Raw genomic sequence first — 16,516 nt, forward strand, 5'->3', positions numbered from 1 at the left:
AACGCTGGTAGCGCTCGAACAGCTCGGTGGAGAAGCGCCCGGCCCGGTCCTGCGGAACCCGCAGCTCGAGCTTGCCGACCCGCGTCACAAGGGTACGGCCGTAATAGCCCGAGCGATAGCCAAGCCGTTCGGGCGTGCGCTCGCTCTTCGAGGCACCCAGCGCATCGTCCATCTCGGCCTCAAGGTTGTGTGCGTCAAGTTCTGCAAAATGGGGCGGCCATGATGCTGGTCATGCGGCTTGGCGCTGAGCTCGCTTCGGGCGAGATCAGCCCACTAGAAGTGGTAGGTGCGGTTCGTGATAATACATGACACTAAGCTTCGGATGGCAAACAACTGCAGCATCGGAGAATTCCCATGAGTGAAATGGACTTGATCGACAATGTCATTCCACGTACGGATGTCATCAAATGCTCGGCGCGCATCGGTGCTGAAATTCGCAATCTCAAGCTGTCGGCTGATTTGCCGGACCGGACCATCGCTGCAATAAACGGCTTGGTGCTTGAGCACAAGGTCATCTTCTTCCGTGACCAGGACCATGTTGACGACGCTGGGCAGGAGCGCTTTGCTCTGCGATTCGGGAAGCCCTCACCATATCCGGAGGGAACGACGCCGATTTTCGACATCGATTCCGCACGTGGCGATATCGGGGCTGACATTTGGCACATAGATTGGTCCTGCATGGACGCCTATCCCAAGATCGCGGTGTTGCGAGGCGTTGTGATCCCGCCAGTCGGCGGCGACACTGTTTGGTCCAATACGGCGGCCGCATATCTCGACTTACCGTTGCCTCTGCAACGGCTGGCCGACGAACTCTGGGCTGTCCACAGCTTCCCCGGATCTTATCTCAGGTCTTCTACCGAGACGCATACTGGACCGATAATCGAGACAGAGCATCCAGTCGTGCGCGTCCACCCCGAGACCGGCGAGCGCACGCTTGTACTCGGCATTTACGTAACGCGCTTCGTTGGCGTATCCAAATATGACGGCCAGAGGCTATTCGACCTATTTGAGTCTCATGTCATCGCGCAGGAAAACACGGTGCGCTGGAAGTGGAAGCAGGGTGATATCGCCATCTGGGACAATCGTGCAACGATGCATTGTGCGACCAAGGATTACGGTCGCCAACGCCGCGTCGTTCGTCGCGCAACGATCGAGGGCGAGGTTCCCATCAGTGTTGATGGCCGGTGCAGTGTTGTGCGATCTAAATTTACCCAGCCGGCTTCGGCGGCAAAGGTCATTTAGACCGTACTTTAGGGCGAAGGTGGCCCTCTCCGGGTAGCTGAATTCCCGACTTGACTGGGGCCGTGGATGGAGAAACGTCTGCAAGGCGATCGGGCGCCCATGAAAGCTCTATGTGGCGCCGAAGTCGACTGATCGGCTGGCAATCCAGTTTGTTCTTGTGACGCCCACGCCTTGCAGATGAACTCGTAGGGGCGTGAGACCCTTGAGGGTCTTGGGTCTGCGAGCGAAGTTGTAGGCGGCAACGAAGTCGGCGAGATTGGTGCGTAGCTGGTCATGGCTCTCGTAGTAGAAGCGCTTGACGGTGGCGTCCTTGATGGTCCGGTTCATTCTCTCGACCTGGCCGTTGGTTCACGGATGCCTTGCCTTGGTCGTGCGGTGCTCGATGTCGTTCCCGGCGCAGGCGTATTCGAAGGCGTGAGCGCGGAAGATCTCGCCATTGGCGATTGCCTCGTTTATTAGAGGCACCGCCGAGCCACCGGCACCGGGGGTGGTGAACTGGATGCCGTTGTCGGTAAGCACGGTGTGGATTTTGTAGGGCACGGCCGCGATCAGCCGGAGCAGGAACTCTTTACAGACGGCGGTGGGGCCTTCTCGTGCAACTCGACGAAGGCGAATTTCGAGGTGCGGTCGATAGCGACGAACATGTGCAGTTTGCCCTGCTCGGTCCTGACCTCCGCATTCGATGTGGAAGTAGCCGATCGGGTAGCTCTTGAATTTCCTCTTCGCCGGTTTGCATCGCTGCCTGCAACGCCTGGCATCGGCCGGGTCGAACTGGCCATCGAACCGGCGCCGCTTCAGAATGTCGGGGCGATCCTGCTCCAGTGCGACTTTTTGCGAATGTCCAGCCGTGGCCGCGAAGCCAGGCGCTCAAGGCGCTGCGGCTGATCCGCACCGACTGCTCGGCGACGAGCCGCTCCACCATCTCGTTCAGCGTGATGTCCTTGCGCTCCTCGATCAGCCCGACGAGAAGGCTTCATGCGCATTGAGGCTGGAGGCGCGGCGGCGGCCCTGCGGGCGTGGCGCCAGTTCGCCGATCTTCGCCCGGGCAATCCAGCGGATCGCGCTGGACACTCCCACGGCGAACCGCGCCGCCGCTTGCCGCGCCGACATGCCCTCGTCCGAAGCCTACAAGACCCGCGACCGAAGATCCACGGTAAATGCTCTTCCCATCGTCAACCTCCATCGAGGTGGATGTTGAATCAGAACAAAACGCAGCCGTCACATCACAATCGATCCATCGATCAAAGGACGTGCTCTAGCAGGCGTCGCCTCTCTCTACACTCCGGATCGCAAGGAAAATGCAGGTCCAACATACGCCGGCTACAAGGCCGAACGCAACGCGGGTGAGTTTGGCCTTTTGCTTGTCACGGCTGTCGGGATCCTCCTCCCGCCAGATCAGACATTTAGGCTGGAATCTCCAGGGCGCGAGGAATTCGTGCTCCGCGATCCCGTGGAGGTTCGTTGTACAACGAAGGTGCGCCCCCGATATCATTGCGCAATCCCGATGATGCCGCCAGCCCGCCTTATCTTACGGCGTACCACAGAGTGGGCTCGTCGCGACCGGAGGCCGTCCATCACAAAGGTCAACGCATCCTAAGTCAGCAGAGGTCCAGCGCCTGATTTGAAACCAGGTCCCGATTCGGTACGCCGCACTGGCGGAGATGCCATGCAATCACCCAATTCGGTTTGGACCCTCTGTCACCTGTATTCACCGAGTAGTATAGTCTCGGCGGCATCAGCCAGTACTTGACAGCCGGCGACGAGGTCGGAACTATCGGTGTTTTCAGTCCAGTGATGGCTTATACCGCCGACGCTTGGCACAAAAAGCATGGCGGCTCTCAATCTTCGGGCAACGACCTGTGCGTCGTGACTGGCTGCACTGGGCATCCTCACATGGCAGCCGAGTGCCTGGCGCGCGGCGGCATTCTCTATCGCGGCCTGGAAGGCCGAATCCATGGTCCGTGGTGTGCCGGCTTCTGTCCGCTCGATCTCGGCGCCGCAGCCGGTTTTGACGGCGGTCTCTTGGACTAGGTCCCTTAAGGTCGCATCCAGCCGCTCAAGGACCGGCATCTCCGAATCCCGGAATTGGAACAACACCTCTGCCTTGCCCGGAATTATGCTTGGAGCGCCCGGCTCAAGCCTAATGCGACCGGTTGTCCAGACGGAGCGCGGGTCGGCCACCCTCGGAAAGCGCTCGGCGATTGCCATTACCAGTGTCGCTGCAGCGAGGCCGGCATCCTTTCTTATAGCCATGCGCGTCGTACCGGCGTGATTTTGAGCGCCGTGAAAAGCAATTGAATACTGCCAGGTCCCAACAATGCTAGTAACTACACCGATCCGATGGCCCGAGGCTTGCAGCGAGTCGCCTTGTTCGATGTGTGCTTCCAGATAACCGACGTAGCGTTCTGGTACCAACTGAAATCGAGACACCCCGGCTAGCCCGGCCGCACGGAGCGCGTCCCTGAGCGGCAGGCCGTGATCGACATTCGCCGCGCGATCGATCTCCGCCTCGTCGATTTCACCTATAAATGAACGACTTCCAAGCGTTGAGATGTAGTGACCTTCTTCATCCGCCCATGCCACTGGTGCAATGGAGAGGCCTGCGCAGTCCGCTGCTTCCGAGAAGGTTCGGGCAATTTCAAGGCCGTAGATCACCCCAAGCGCCCCGTCAAGCCAACCGGCGTAATTCTGGGACTCTGCGTGCGATCCAATCAACAGCGATCGCCGCTCGAGATGGGGCATTCCGAAGACATTGCCTACCCCGTCGATTTGAGCCTGAAGTCCTATAGCTTCGTATTGCTGCGACAACCAGCGGCGGCTCTCCATATCCTCTTTCGAATAGGTTGGGCGATGGACGCCTGCCCTATACGCGCCGAACCGTGCGAAATATCTGAGATCCGAGAGCAAACGTTCGGCATTGATGCTTGGCATTTGGTTTACTGTCCTTTTAATCAAAACGGATGCAGCGAAAATGCAGCGGTCTGTGAATATCGTCGACCTCTCGCTGACTGCTAGATCGCCGGGGAAAACGTTGTTTCATCATCAGCGGCGCTGGCTAGTATGGAGAACAACTCGGCCATTTCCGATCAGCACCTAGCCTGAAGCTGTTGCTGAGGTGAAGTAAGTCGACCCCGGCCTGAACTGGTGGCGCGGGCGTAGCGATGATTTCGTCAGGCTCGGCCGGGGCCATTTCATCGGTCAAGAACTTCCGTTGCAGTACATACGCGGCGATCATCCGGGATCGGCTACTCGTCCCTGACGAATACGTGACCTTCCAGCATCGGACGCTCTCCAGCGGCCTAACTCGCAGGAAGCTGGAACGAGCCAAGCTCGTTCAATAACGCGGCGCCTGTGCGAATCCCGCTGTAAAAGCAGTCGAGCGTCAGATTTTCGTTGGGCGCATGGTTTGCCTCATCAGGGTTTGCGTATGGCGTTTGGAAAGCAGGTATCCCCAGAATCTTTGTGAACACGTAGCAAGGCAGACTGCCGAATCCAGCGGGGACCAGCAAAGGCTTCTCCCCTTGAGCAGCGACGAAAGCGCCGCACAGCGTCGCGGTAAATGGGGAGGCTATGGGCGTCTTCGAGGGATGGATGCTACCTTGCGCCACAAACTCCACTTCGGGCGCATGTTTTTGCACATGGGCGGCGACCTTGCGCAGAATGTCCGCGGGGTCCTGTGCGTCCACGAGCCGTATGTCGCATTTCACGAACGCTTCGTTGGGCAGGACGCTCTTGCTACCGGGTCCGCCATAGCCTCCGTGGAAGCCATTGATCGTCAGCGTAGGGCGAAAGCACAGGCGCTCGTAAAATGGCCGGTGCTCGGGCACATCAAGCCGCCCAAGATTGAGACTACGCTTCACAGCCTCTACATCCAGAGGTAATCGCTCGACGGCAATCAGTTCCTCCCGTGAGGGTGGCACGATTTCATCGTCGAAACCGTCAATGGTGATTTCACCATCGGCATTCTTCATAGAGCCTAGCGCATGGACCAGTGTCCAGATTGGATTCGGCACGACGCCGCCGTAGTTACCCGAATGCAAGTCGCGGTTAGCGTGGCGGCAGCGCAGTTCAAAAGACACCTCTCCGCGCGATCCGAACTTGATCATAGATGCCCCGCTCGCATGACGCGGGCCATCGGCGGTAACGGCAAGATCAGCTTTTAGCGCTTCCTTGTTAGCCTTCACGAAATCCGCGATATGGGGACTGCCTATCTCCTCTTCGCCTTCCAGCAGCAGGATGACGTTGCAGGGCAGTTCACCGTGCACATGGAGGTGGGATTCGATTGCCAGGATTTGCGCGAAGTGCTGGCCTTTGTTGTCACCTGCGCCACGTGCGTAAAGACGCCCGTCGCGGATGGTCGGCTCGAAAGGCGGCGAGTGCCATTTGTCGATTGGATCAGCCGGCTGCACGTCGTAATGGCCGTAGAGCAGAACAGTTGCTTTGCCCGGCGCCTTCTCCCAGCGCGCAACCACCATTGGATACCCTTCGGTCGGCGCCAGAGTGGTCTCGAGCCCCATCCCGCTGAGCATCTCGACCAGCAGCGCACCGACTTCAGCGATGCCGACATTCTCAGCGCTGATGCTTGGGTGCCGAAGATAGTCGATCAAGCGGTCGAGAAAGGGGGCGCGGTTCGCCTCAATGTGTTCAAAGACTGAGTTCAGCGTATCAGAAGTCATGTCATGCATGTATGAAGAGGAGTGTGCTAGAGGTATGGGTGTTTTCAGGGACAGGCCGGTCGGTCACTCGACATTGAACTACCTTCAGTGGTGGTACTAGTCATAGTAGCACGGAAAAAGGGGCCGAGGCGGGCCGGCGCGCATGCACGCCGCCGGACCTCGAAAGGTCAAAACAACTTCCGGCGGCGAGCGGCAGAATACCACCGGCCGCAGGAGCGAAGGCGCGCGCGCCGTTGGGCCGCAGTTTGATGATGCAATGTAGTTGTCGATTTCGATCTCGGTCCCAAATAGCTTCGAGAGCTTCTGAGGGCACTCCAGAATGGATTGTGCTTGCGATGGAGAGGCGAGCCGCGGGATACCTCGGTTGGCAAACCTCTTCGAATGCCCGAGTTCGTTGGGGATAAAGTCGCAATTGGCCCTTATACACCACCTCGATGCCCCGCAGCTTGTGAGTACGAGATGAAAGGGAGAAGCCGGAACAATTTTTACCTTGCTATGGAGAACAGGGTGGAAATGTATTCACATGAGAGACTAGGCGATTGGATGCAACATTGTCAGCCGACTTCACTGTCATGTTCCATCCCCCCTTTCCCGCTGACCTGATTTCGCCTTCTCGGTAATTGTTCAGACCGCAGAGTTTGCGTCAAATTCAGTCCGTGTATCGCCGTCATCTGGTTTTGAGATGGAGACCGCAACCGAGGACCACATGCGCTGTTTCACGGCTCCCCGCCTGCGCATTGTTCAACGCGCCCTTAACACAATGGTCAGGTCCTAAGCGGGGCTAGGTGAAAGTCCAATGGGTGTCAGGCCCGGTTGGGGAAGGAGCGCCAATCATGTCTTCGGGGAAATGTGCCGAGGATCAAACAAATTGCGCCGCGGTGCGATCCATCTCTTGAGGCTTGTTGAGTCCAGGATTCATCGGAATAGGCGACGCGCTTGCGACAAGTGCGCTAGCGATGCGTTCGCAATCTCGCGCTTCGCGCTCCTGTCAGGACAACGGCTTCGATGCGGTGGGCGTCACCCCCTTTTCGACTCGCGTTACTTCCCCCCGGCTGATCGCCGGCAAGGCCTTCGACAGCAACACCGTCATTGATGATCTGGGCGACCCGGGGCCAAGACTGCATCCCGCAGTCGAGGCGCACCCTGCCGCTGCCTCTTGATTTAGGAACTATCGATAATGGCGCAATGAACCTCAACAGGCTTTAAGTCAGCGCCACGTCTATTGCATTGATCAAGGTTCTCACGGCCCCACAATACCGACGATCGCAACGACGATTCGCACCGGTCTTCACGCAGCAGTGACAGCGATAGGCAGTAGAACCCCACTCCGTCCAACGTTCATTACAGAATCGACGCTGGCGCGCGACTGAAAACCTGCCAGGCGGCCACCAAATACATAGCAGTCGATCCCATACCCCATTTTCTTGATGGAGCGACTTGGCAGCTGAAGAGCCGTAATCTCTCCGGGCCTGAGGTACTCCTGAACGACGTATGGGTTGTGGGCGGCCCGGCCAATATGTTCCTCCCACACTTCTGGGGGTGTGGAACGCCCAATCACAACGTTCTCGCCACGAGTCGCATTAGACGGCTTTAGCACGAGACTCGCCTTATTCTCCCGGATGAAATCAATGAGCTCGATCTTGCTCCTTTCCGGGTTGATTGTTATTCCGGGTTTAACTAGACGCGTCCATGGGATGTGGCGCTCAATAAGCGTTGCTTGCTTGGCGCTAAAATTTGTTCTGAACCGATCGTCACTGAGTACAGCAAGCATCGCTTTGTCGGATAATATCCATTGTGAGATCCAGTTATTTATCGAGATCACTTCTTGGTGCGCACACGATTCTAAATACTCACTGGATTCCTCATTGTTAATGAGTTCCCTAACATCTAGCTTATTGTAAACGAGCTCAATGAGTTCGCCGTCCGGCCCGACAAGCCCACGAGGCGTTCGCTTCATCGCGGTGATGTCTAGCAATTCTGCTTTGACACCCGCGAGTTTTAGATCGTTCACAATCCAATCTACTTCGTTTGTATAACGGCCGCGAAAGTTGACTACGGCGGCGGTTCTGAGCTCACGGCCAGTTGCAACTCGATAGGAAGACACAAGCTCCCTAACAAAGCAGGTCGGATCCTTCGCGAACGGCTGCCTACTCACGTCAAGCGCTAGGCCCTGTACCAATGGATTGGCTACACGACTCCACACTTTTGCGGCGAGGCCGTTCTGAATAACACCGCCCGGCCCTTCGGTGTTCGTCTCAATTACCTTATAATGTCCGTCCATGCCAAACAAGCCGTCCAGTCGGCATATTCTCACAATTGGCCGATATTCTGGAAGCCGAGTAGTCCAATGCCGCAGATGTTTATAGGCTGGAAACAAGTCTTGCACCTCTTCATTGCAGCAATACAGCTCAGCGGCAACATCAAGGAGGTTGATTACGCCCTCGGCGACAGCGCCGAGGTGGTTTCCCAGATCGCAGTCAATCGCAAGGGGCCTGAGACATACGGGATACGCCCGCCCTTCAAAGTGCATGCCGACCTCTGCAACGGCCTTGGAAAGTTCGTCCTGTGCCCTCCAGATCGAGGCTGGCTCGGAAGTTGCGAGTGCGCAGAGTCGGCGCTCAACTAGTGTATCCGCTTGGCTGATTGCAGGCATTATTGTGATTTCCGCGGGGCAGACCCCATCTGGGTTGTCATGAGCAGCTCCTATCTAGAGGCCTTTCGGTATTGATTTTGCGAGAGCCCACAGTTTATGCGAGTTAGCTCCTGCTGGTAGTCAGGAGACTGTCGTGCGCGCAATTACAGCTTCGTTTCGCGTCGTTTGGCCGGTTCGTTTTATGCCGCCTAGTTTTGACGGGAGTTGAAGAATAGTGTGTTGACGTTTTTCGGGAACTGCTAAATCTGATGGCTTGACGTTCCACCGCTACCTCTCTTCGCTGGTTGCTGAACCACAACGGCCCGCCGCCACGCGGAAGTTAGACGCCAGGTGCGGTGCGGCGGAGAGGCCCGACACCGCGGGTTAAGCATTGGCCAATGCGCTGAACACTGTGACCCACATAGATCGCGGCCGAGACGTTTCGAGACGTCTCAGTTTCCGATGAACTCCTCAGCACCGTCGCCGCGATATTGCAGAGCAAATCGACGCGGCCACATGAACTTTGGCCCATTGCCGAGCAACCGGAACAGGCGCGGAGCTGATCATAGTGCGCAGCGCTGTGCCCGTCGCGGGGTGAAGGTTAGGGCGAACTCGAAGGGGGTCTGCCATCTGAGCCGCGAATGTTAGCGATCGAAGTTGTAATCTGTCCGCCAACTGGCCAGAACCGCGCGAGCCTGTGCCAATGAGGTGAACAGCATCTCGTTCAGCAGTTCGTCACGGAGGCGACCGTTGAAGCTCTCGATGAAGCCGTTCTGCATTGGCTTGCCCGGCGCGATATAATGTCCACGCGGCTTGCATCGGCCCAGGCAAGATCGCATTGCTGGTCAGTTCGCTGCCATTGTGACCACCATCTTCGGCTTGCGGCGTTCGATCATGAGCCGATTGAGTTCGCGGGCAACCCTCACGCCGGACAGAGACGTATCCGCGACCAACCCCAGGCACTCGCGCGTGCAGTCCTCGATGACGGTCAATATCCGGAAGCGACGGCCATCGGTCAGCTAATCCGACACGAAGTCCAGTGACCTACGGTCGTTGGGTGCAACGGGAACCATCATCGGTGCCCGCGTTCCAATGGGCCGCTTGCGGCCGCCACGGCGGCGAACGGCAAGCTTCTCCTCGCGATAGAGCCGGAACAGACGCTTGTGATTGACCACATAACTTCCCGCCGGAGCAGCACGTGCAGGCGGCGATAGCCGAAGCGCCGGCGCTCATGCGCGATCGCATTCATCAGCTCCCTCAGGTCACCATCCTCGCCACGGCTCGCCTTGTGGCGAACCGTCATCCGGCAGCAGCCGATGGTCTTGCACACCCGCCGCTCGCTCAACTCGAATGCCGTTCGAAGATGCGAGACAGGCTCTCGCTCGGCAGCGGGCGTTACCAATCTTTCAAAGCGGTATTGTCGAGCATGGCGTCCGCAAGGAGCCGCTTCAGACGAGCGTTCTCATCCTCCAGCGACTTCAGCCGCTTCGCTTCCGACACGACCATGCCGCCATACTTCGCCTTCCATTTGTAGATGCTGGCGCCGCTGACCCCGTGCTTGCGGCACAGATCGGCCACCGATACTCCGGCCTCGTGCTCCTTCAAAATCCCGATGATCTGCTCTTCACTGAAACGGCTTTGCTTCATTCTTGGTCCTCGCGTTGGGCCAGAGCGAACTTCACACTGGATTAAACAAAGGGGCAACGTCAGAATGTGTTCCGTGAAAATCGGCTTACGAAACATTGCATAAGCTGAACTAAGTTACAATGTTAAGGTTTTACGAAGCACGTGTAATGTACAATTAACTCGAAATAACTTCGCATATCGCAACAATGCGATAGTAGTCTGACGGTGCCGGCTGCAGGACACCTCGCCCAGAGTCGTAGCCTTAGAGCCGGCAGCTTTGTGCCCGAGTGACGATATCCGGCGCAAATGGCTGCGGAGAAGAGACTATGGAAGGCCGGCCTATAACAGCTGTCTCTCAAACTAACGGGCTGGCAACCAAAATGTCCGACCGATCTTCTTTGGTCCCGTCGATGCATTTTCCCACGGGAGCCAGAGAAGCGTTTGCGATGGAGTTCGGCCGGTTTCTCGATCAGGCTGACACCGTTGCTCAGTCCGAGCAGTTGTTCGACCTATTATCTAATTTTGCCCTGAATCTTGATTGCCCGTGGATCGCCTATGGCCCTCCTACACTCGACCAAAGATTTTTAAACCCGATCCGACGCGATCCGCCGATCATGCTGAACTATCCTGATGGATGGCAGGAGCGTTATCTCGAAATGGGTTATGATAGAATAGATCCCATCATCAAGACGAGTCGACAGCGGACAAGCGCCTTTCGATGGAGTGATGTTTACAAAGATGCAAACACGACTGAACAGGAACGACGTGTTCTCGATGAGGCGGCGACGTTTGGCTTAAGGTCGGGCATCAGCGTTCCATTGCACGGCCCCCAAGGTAGAGTTGCAATCATGAGCTTTGCTCAATGTATGGACCACGGTTTTCCGAATAGAGCAGTCACATACTTGGAGCTTGCCGCACTTCATTTCCATCTTAGACACGCGGAGCTCTCGCATTTGGTTCGCACAGAAGGATCTCCCGAGCTTTCGTCCAGGGAAATAGAGTGCATCCTTTGGGCTGCGAGAGGGAAGACGTCTTGGGAAATAGCAACAATTATTGGGATTTCCATAAACACTGTCAATTTTCACATTAGAAACGTAATGCGAAAATTGGATACTGGCAGCAGAACGGTCGCGGCTATAAGGGCCGTCAATATCGGAATTGTCGAACCATAAGAGCGGCTGACCGCCACTGAGTTCTCATCCGGCGACGATTAGAGTCTCGACCCTTTCACTTACGCCGCAGCGGCGGTTCGACCAACCGGCAAAGGTGCAGAGCCTTCAATCCGCTTAGTGCGAGGCCATTTAGGGTAATGATCCCGTTACAGGCTGCCGCGGTCTGATAGACAGAGCGACGAAGGTGGCCTCACGTTGTCGCAATCGTCCACCCGTCGGAGATGAACGCTGCGCGCGTGATTGAGGCCGAAGAACCTCTCGTCCAGGAGCTCGTCGCGTTCCGGCGCTTGAAGATTCCGAGCGATGATCCGTTCGACCAGTCAAGGATGGGTGTTCGAGGTCACCCGGTGCCTGGTGGGGACGATTATGCCCGGATTGGCGCCGGTGACCAGAATTGCGCCCGTGTGCCGATCGACTGTCGCCGTGATCGCTTCTGCACCGCGAGGTTCCTTCCAGTAAAGCCGATAGATGCGGTTGATCTCGGACGGTTCACCTTCGCTTGAGTAGGAAGAACATCCGACGGCAGGTGAAGCGCCGGCGCTCGCTGGGGAGGCGCCGCGGGCCACTCGGTCATCTCCGGCGAACGGCAGGATCGGATGCGGACCATCTATAGAGGTCGGCGCTTGCGATGGAACAGCCCGGTCGCTTCGACGTGTCTATCGCGGCCCTCAGATGCACGACGGCTTCGGGACTGGCGGCAACGTAGCCGAAGCACGTATCTAATCTGCGAGCAGTTTCTTCAGCGTCGCATTCTGTTCCCCACGGCCCTCGCGGTTGTGGCGATTCGGCAATGCCCTACTTGCAACCAAGTGGCTCGCTTCGCCTCGCTTGAGTCCGTCCTTCAACGAGGCCGGACTGAAATCCGAAATGCGACAAATACTCCACGTCGCAATGGTACGATGCTGAAACTTTAACTGTCGACGAAAGTCGATCAGTCGTTGCCACATCCTACGTTATGTCCACCAGAGAACAAGATCTGGCCGTGCAAACCCGAAAAAGCTGTTCAGCACCAGGCGACGATTTCCGTTGCCTGATTGACCGGTGACCCCGTGAACGAAACCGCCATCGATCAGGCCGATATCCCCCGCCCTGAGCTGGAAGTCGCGAGAAGGAACGCCCTCCAGATAGGCTGCCGAATAGGGATAGCCCGTAGTCTCCACACCTTGAGACTTTCGGTCGGTCACTGTCGGCTTGTGGCTCCAGAGCCGCAGATTGCCACCTTTCTCGGGCATGCTGGGATAGAAGTTAAGTGCCGCGACGGTGTTGTAAGCCACCGCCGAAAGCTCGTAATCGTTCCCCGCACATAACACTTGCGCGACGTCGTCGTGGGGGTCCAGGGAGAATGTGCCGGTGCCAGACCAACTGAGAGCGCGACAAACATTGGCCTGACCGTGCTCCGAACGGGCCAGCCGCAACTCAACGCCATGTTTGCGAAAGTCGCGCTTCAACGCGTCGAACAATGCTCGGACCGGATCAACCAGATTCTCAAAAAGGGCGTCGACGTACGGTCGCGCAGTTTCCGCCTCTGCGAAATACGTGGCTGCATCCTTCCTGTAGTGGGATGCGCCGACATATTGTCCGGGGACGCCGTCCTTACGCTCTTTGAGACCGGGACTGCCACTGAAGTTGGCGGTGATCTCCTCGGCTATTTCCGTACTGAAAGCTTGCTTGACGTGCAGAGCGGTGATCTCACCTTTCAGAACTGAGATGATGTCCGCAGTGCTGATGGAGCCCGTTCGTTCTCTGATCGCAATAGGCGAGCTGGCTGCGGCTTGGGACGCTTGATTAGCCTTCATTGACTTGCTCCTTTAGTGCGTGATCAAGGATGGCGATGCCATGATCGAGTTCGTCATCGGTGATGGTTATCGGCGGTAGGACTTTGATGACGTCGCGATTTGGTCCTGAAGATTCGATCAGCAGGCCATTTTCGAATGCGGCATCGTGCACACGGCCGACAATGGCCTGTGAACGGCATTTGAGACCCGCCATCAGACCACGGCCGCGCTTTTGTTCGATGCACGTGGGAAATTTAGCAACGAGCCTGTCCAGGTGTCCTTGGAGTTTGGCGGCTGTACGCTCAACGCCTGCAGTGAACTGCGTGTCGGACCACATTTTGCACATAGCCCCTGCAGTCACGAAGGCGAGATTGTTGCCTCTGAACGTCCCGCTATGTTCTCCGGGATTCCAAATATCCAGGGCGGGCCGAATCAGAACAATGGAGAACGGGCTGCCTGATCCGCTGAGAGACTTTGAAAGGCATATGATGTCGGGATCAATGCCCGCAAACTCAAATGAGAAGAACTCGCCCGTTCGTCCTGCGCCCGCCTGGATGTCGTCGACGATCAAAACAACGCCGTACCTGCGGCAAATGCCCTGAATTTCCATGAGCCAAGCTGCGGATGCAGTGTTCATGCCGCCTTCTGCCTGGATGGTCTCCAGGATGATTGCGGCGGGCTTTTCAATGCCGCTGCCTGGGTCGCCCAATAGGAAATCTATGTACCTCGCGGAATCGAAACCTTCGTTCGGGTATGTGTCGTATGGGACACGGATCACATCATGGCGAGCAACACCGCCCAATTCCCTAGTCGATGCCGAACCTGAAACCGCCAGAGACCCGAGCGACATGCCATGAAAGGCATTTGTGAACGCCATGACGCTTGAGCGCCCAGTATATTTTCGCGCCAGTGCCAGCGCTGCTTCGTTAGCGTTTGTGCCGGTCGGCCCTGGAAATTGTATTTTGTACGAAAGCCCCCTCGGCTTCAGGATCGAATCCACAAAGGCTTCAATGAAGTCACGCTTTGCCGCCGTATACATGTCTAGGGATAGGAGAATGTTCGCCCCAACCATATATTCTATTGCCGGTGCAATAATGTCTGGATTGTTGTGTCCGTAGTTTAGTGCGCCGGACCCTACGAGGAAATCGATATAGGGGTTACCGGCCTCGTCCCAGATTGTCGCTCCAAGAGCCCTCGTAAAGACTGCAGGAAACGACCGCCCGTAGCGACGAACGTTAGACTCATGAGCCGTAAAAGCGTCGGTGTTCATTTTGGGGTCCCTGTGTAAGCGTCGCGTTCAACGAAGACGATTAAGTAGCTTTGGTCAGTTTGTTTTTCCTCCACTTAGAAGACCAAGCAGTCCGAGCGAAAATTTGCTCTCTAGCCGCTGCGTTTCGTCTGCTGCACAGATGCACTTCAGACCGGCCCTGCCCTGGCTCCTCTACTACCCACATGCACTCCGAAGCCTCCAGCGTCGTCATGCAGCTCCGCATGCGACCTCTTTCGGAGAATGGGACACACGAGCTGGTTTTCTAGAGTTGTCCGGCAAGCACCGACTACGGCATCTGCCTCCGTGAGCCGGACCTCGAATGAGCAAAACGCTGCTCTCAGATCACAACCGATCAGTCGATCAAAGGTCGTGCTCTAGGAGCCAACCAACTTTCCAAACATTCCTATCCCCCTCGGAAAGCGTCTGGACGGCTGCTGGAGATAGGGAGCGTAAAACGCCGCCGAGAGCATCGGATGATCAGGAGGCAACGTGGAGAACCCCCCAGCCGCACCTCGGCAATTTTTCGAGGAACAAAGACAGACTTGTACCGCAATCGAATCGAATTCAGTGGTGGCATAGTCCCAGGTCAGTTCGACATCACGAGCGATTTCGTGAACAGCAACAAAGTCATAGGCCCCGAATCGATTAGGAACCACCGCTAGATTTGGATTACAAGAATGATTCGAGAAGACGACTGGCGCCTCGAATGTAGCATGAATGTTCCAGTCTATTTGTATGCTATATATCGTCCTCTCTTCCTCAAGTTTATCGATTATCCCGATCATGACTACTTCTCCAGGGAGAAACTTACGGGATGAAAAGACCCCCCGCCCTCTGTCTGCTCCCGCACTCGCGGTCTTCACGTTTCGCGCATTGATTATTCTTGCACAACCGGCGTCATCATCTAATATAGAATAACGTTCCTTTTTTCTCATAGCGGTGATCCTTTCCGCATGGTTTGTTGTGAGCAGGTTTTTGGTCCTTCGGGCTTATCGATGGCGGCTTGAGGTACCGGTTCGGCAACGAAGGACATTCAATATCCGTGCCATTTCAGCTGACACGAGCTGAAGCAAGAGCCTTCTCATTGCTGCTCAGCCATTTCTGACGATGCATGAGATGAAAAGGCTGCCCAACGGCACGACGGACCCGACAAACCCGACACAAAATGTCGGAAGTCGATCGGAGTTGTCTATGCTGGCTTGACGGAGAACCACAATGCCGTCGGTCGACCTCAATTAGTTCGGCAAAATGAAGTCTGACGTGACCTTGGCTACTCAGTTTGATGTTGGTTCCCTTCCCTCCATGGATCAGTCGCGCAATGGAGTGGGCGTTTCTGCGGTTGAGATCGCCGCCCATACGGCACATTGATGCCGGCCGTATGCCCCGCTCCGTTAATGCTATCTGGTGAAGCGCTCGGCCTTACCACTGGTCTTTGGCGGCCTTTGGTGACGTTAGGAGAGAGTTTCGTTCAGGTTCAGTTTGGAGCCTGTCGGACGTCGCTATCGGTGGTCGCTATTTCGCGTGCTCTCCTCGGTGACGATCGATGCGAACGCCACGAACGGCGAAGCTGTCCCAGCTTGCATCGGCTCGGATCAGCGAAGCATCGACGTGGACCATCTCCTAACGGCAGGCGAAGTACGAATTCAATCTCAACCTCTTCACTGGCAGAGCAGTTCGTGTCTGATTGCCCGACCAACGGTTTGCCAACCTTCCTTGCGTTCAAATGATCCGCTGCACAGAACCTTCAAATGAATTCATTCACCGAACCTTTGCGACTGTAGATCGCTGACTAGGGTATGTTCACCTCAGTCTGAGATCAGAAGCAGATGAAGCTGTGCTATGGCTCGGCACAGCACGCAAAAATCGGGAGCAATAGCCAGTGGCCAAAAGAGCATTCATCCTCCTTGAGGGTCATTCAAGGGGCAATGGTCTGCTATACGTCGAAGCTGCCAAGCGTCTTGGTCTTCATCCAATCACCCTGTCGACTAATCCAGCTAAGTACGACTATCTTGCGGCGGAAGGGATGGAGGCAATCGCAGTCGATACAGACGATCTCGATGCCCTGATCCGCGAATTTTCCCGCTTAGGAGAGACGCACGAGATTGCTGGCATTACTGGCTTTT

Annotated in this window: 8 protein-coding genes and 5 pseudogenes; 3 read left to right on the plus strand and 10 right to left on the minus strand. The window is 56.4% G+C overall.

Annotated features, from left to right (window positions below):
* Nucleotides 1-184 (minus strand): annotated as a pseudogene (locus NKJ75_RS32350) (transposase); the annotation flags it as partial.
* Between the two features lie 170 nt (nucleotides 185-354).
* On the opposite strand from NKJ75_RS32350, the gene NKJ75_RS32355 reads away from it, so the two are divergent.
* Nucleotides 355-1,242 carry a TauD/TfdA dioxygenase family protein gene (locus tag NKJ75_RS32355; RefSeq protein WP_352500723.1) on the plus strand — a complete coding sequence of 296 codons (888 nt, stop codon included), beginning with the start codon at nucleotides 355-357 and terminating at the stop codon, nucleotides 1,240-1,242.
* Between the two features lie 8 nt (nucleotides 1,243-1,250).
* On the opposite strand, the pseudogene NKJ75_RS32360 reads toward NKJ75_RS32355, so the two are convergent.
* The 6 genes and pseudogenes from NKJ75_RS32360 to NKJ75_RS32385 all read right to left on the minus strand — a co-directional run.
* Nucleotides 1,251-1,974 (minus strand): annotated as a pseudogene (locus NKJ75_RS32360) (integrase core domain-containing protein); the annotation flags it as partial.
* Nucleotides 1,975-2,007: 33 nt separating this feature from the next.
* Nucleotides 2,008-2,352 (minus strand): annotated as a pseudogene (locus NKJ75_RS32365) (IS630 family transposase); the annotation flags it as partial.
* A gap of 588 nt (nucleotides 2,353-2,940) precedes the next feature.
* On the minus strand, nucleotides 2,941-4,173 hold the full coding sequence (locus tag NKJ75_RS32370) for a hydantoinase/carbamoylase family amidase (RefSeq protein WP_352500724.1): 1,233 nt from the start codon (nucleotides 4,171-4,173) through the stop codon (nucleotides 2,941-2,943).
* Between the two features lie 368 nt (nucleotides 4,174-4,541).
* Nucleotides 4,542-5,918 carry a M20/M25/M40 family metallo-hydrolase gene (locus NKJ75_RS32375; protein WP_352500725.1) on the minus strand — a complete coding sequence of 459 codons (1,377 nt, stop codon included), beginning with the start codon at nucleotides 5,916-5,918 and terminating at the stop codon, nucleotides 4,542-4,544.
* 1,288 nt (nucleotides 5,919-7,206) lie between these two features.
* A complete protein-coding gene (locus NKJ75_RS32380; protein WP_352500726.1) occupies nucleotides 7,207-8,571 on the minus strand; it encodes a hypothetical protein in 1,365 nt (454 codons plus the stop codon).
* Nucleotides 8,572-9,021: 450 nt separating this feature from the next.
* Nucleotides 9,022-10,197, minus strand: a pseudogene (locus NKJ75_RS32385) (IS3 family transposase).
* Nucleotides 10,198-10,502: 305 nt separating this feature from the next.
* Here NKJ75_RS32385 and NKJ75_RS32390 point away from each other — a divergent pair.
* Nucleotides 10,503-11,348 carry a LuxR family transcriptional regulator gene (locus NKJ75_RS32390; protein WP_352500727.1) on the plus strand — a complete coding sequence of 282 codons (846 nt, stop codon included), beginning with the start codon at nucleotides 10,503-10,505 and terminating at the stop codon, nucleotides 11,346-11,348.
* 953 nt (nucleotides 11,349-12,301) lie between these two features.
* Here the strand turns inward: NKJ75_RS32390 and NKJ75_RS32395 are convergent.
* From NKJ75_RS32395 to NKJ75_RS32405, 3 genes are all read right to left on the minus strand, one after another.
* The gene (locus NKJ75_RS32395) at nucleotides 12,302-13,144 is read right to left on the minus strand and encodes a 2OG-Fe(II)-dependent halogenase WelO5 family protein (protein ID WP_352500728.1); all 843 of its coding nucleotides are present in this window, start codon (nucleotides 13,142-13,144) and stop codon (nucleotides 12,302-12,304) included.
* Complete coding sequence (gene ectB, locus NKJ75_RS32400; RefSeq protein WP_352500729.1) at nucleotides 13,134-14,393, minus strand: diaminobutyrate--2-oxoglutarate transaminase; 1,260 nt, start codon at nucleotides 14,391-14,393, stop codon at nucleotides 13,134-13,136. The genes NKJ75_RS32395 and ectB overlap by 11 nt, the downstream gene beginning before the upstream one ends.
* A 374-nt stretch (nucleotides 14,394-14,767) precedes the next feature.
* On the minus strand, nucleotides 14,768-15,328 hold the full coding sequence (locus NKJ75_RS32405; protein WP_352500730.1) for an SET domain-containing protein-lysine N-methyltransferase: 561 nt from the start codon (nucleotides 15,326-15,328) through the stop codon (nucleotides 14,768-14,770).
* Between the two features lie 944 nt (nucleotides 15,329-16,272).
* Here NKJ75_RS32405 and NKJ75_RS32410 point away from each other — a divergent pair.
* Nucleotides 16,273-16,516 (plus strand): annotated as a pseudogene (locus NKJ75_RS32410) (ATP-grasp domain-containing protein); the annotation flags it as partial.

It is taken from the genome of Mesorhizobium sp. M0058 (assembly GCF_040323095.1).
Lineage (GTDB): Bacteria > Pseudomonadota > Alphaproteobacteria > Rhizobiales > Rhizobiaceae > Mesorhizobium.

Excerpts from the sequence above, each read along its gene's own strand:
- NKJ75_RS32405 (WP_352500730.1), bottom strand. The coding sequence starts at position 15,328 with ATGAGAAAAAAGGAACGTTATTCTATATTAGATGATGACGCCGGTTGT.
- NKJ75_RS32390 (WP_352500727.1), top strand. The coding sequence starts at position 10,503 with ATGGAAGGCCGGCCTATAACAGCTGTCTCTCAAACTAACGGGCTGGCA.
- NKJ75_RS32375 (WP_352500725.1), bottom strand. The coding sequence starts at position 5,918 with ATGACTTCTGATACGCTGAACTCAGTCTTTGAACACATTGAGGCGAAC.
- NKJ75_RS32355 (WP_352500723.1), top strand. The coding sequence starts at position 355 with ATGAGTGAAATGGACTTGATCGACAATGTCATTCCACGTACGGATGTC.
- ectB (WP_352500729.1), bottom strand. The coding sequence starts at position 14,393 with ATGAACACCGACGCTTTTACGGCTCATGAGTCTAACGTTCGTCGCTAC.
- NKJ75_RS32370 (WP_352500724.1), bottom strand. The coding sequence starts at position 4,173 with ATGCCAAGCATCAATGCCGAACGTTTGCTCTCGGATCTCAGATATTTC.
- NKJ75_RS32380 (WP_352500726.1), bottom strand. The coding sequence starts at position 8,571 with ATGCCTGCAATCAGCCAAGCGGATACACTAGTTGAGCGCCGACTCTGC.
- NKJ75_RS32395 (WP_352500728.1), bottom strand. The coding sequence starts at position 13,144 with ATGAAGGCTAATCAAGCGTCCCAAGCCGCAGCCAGCTCGCCTATTGCG.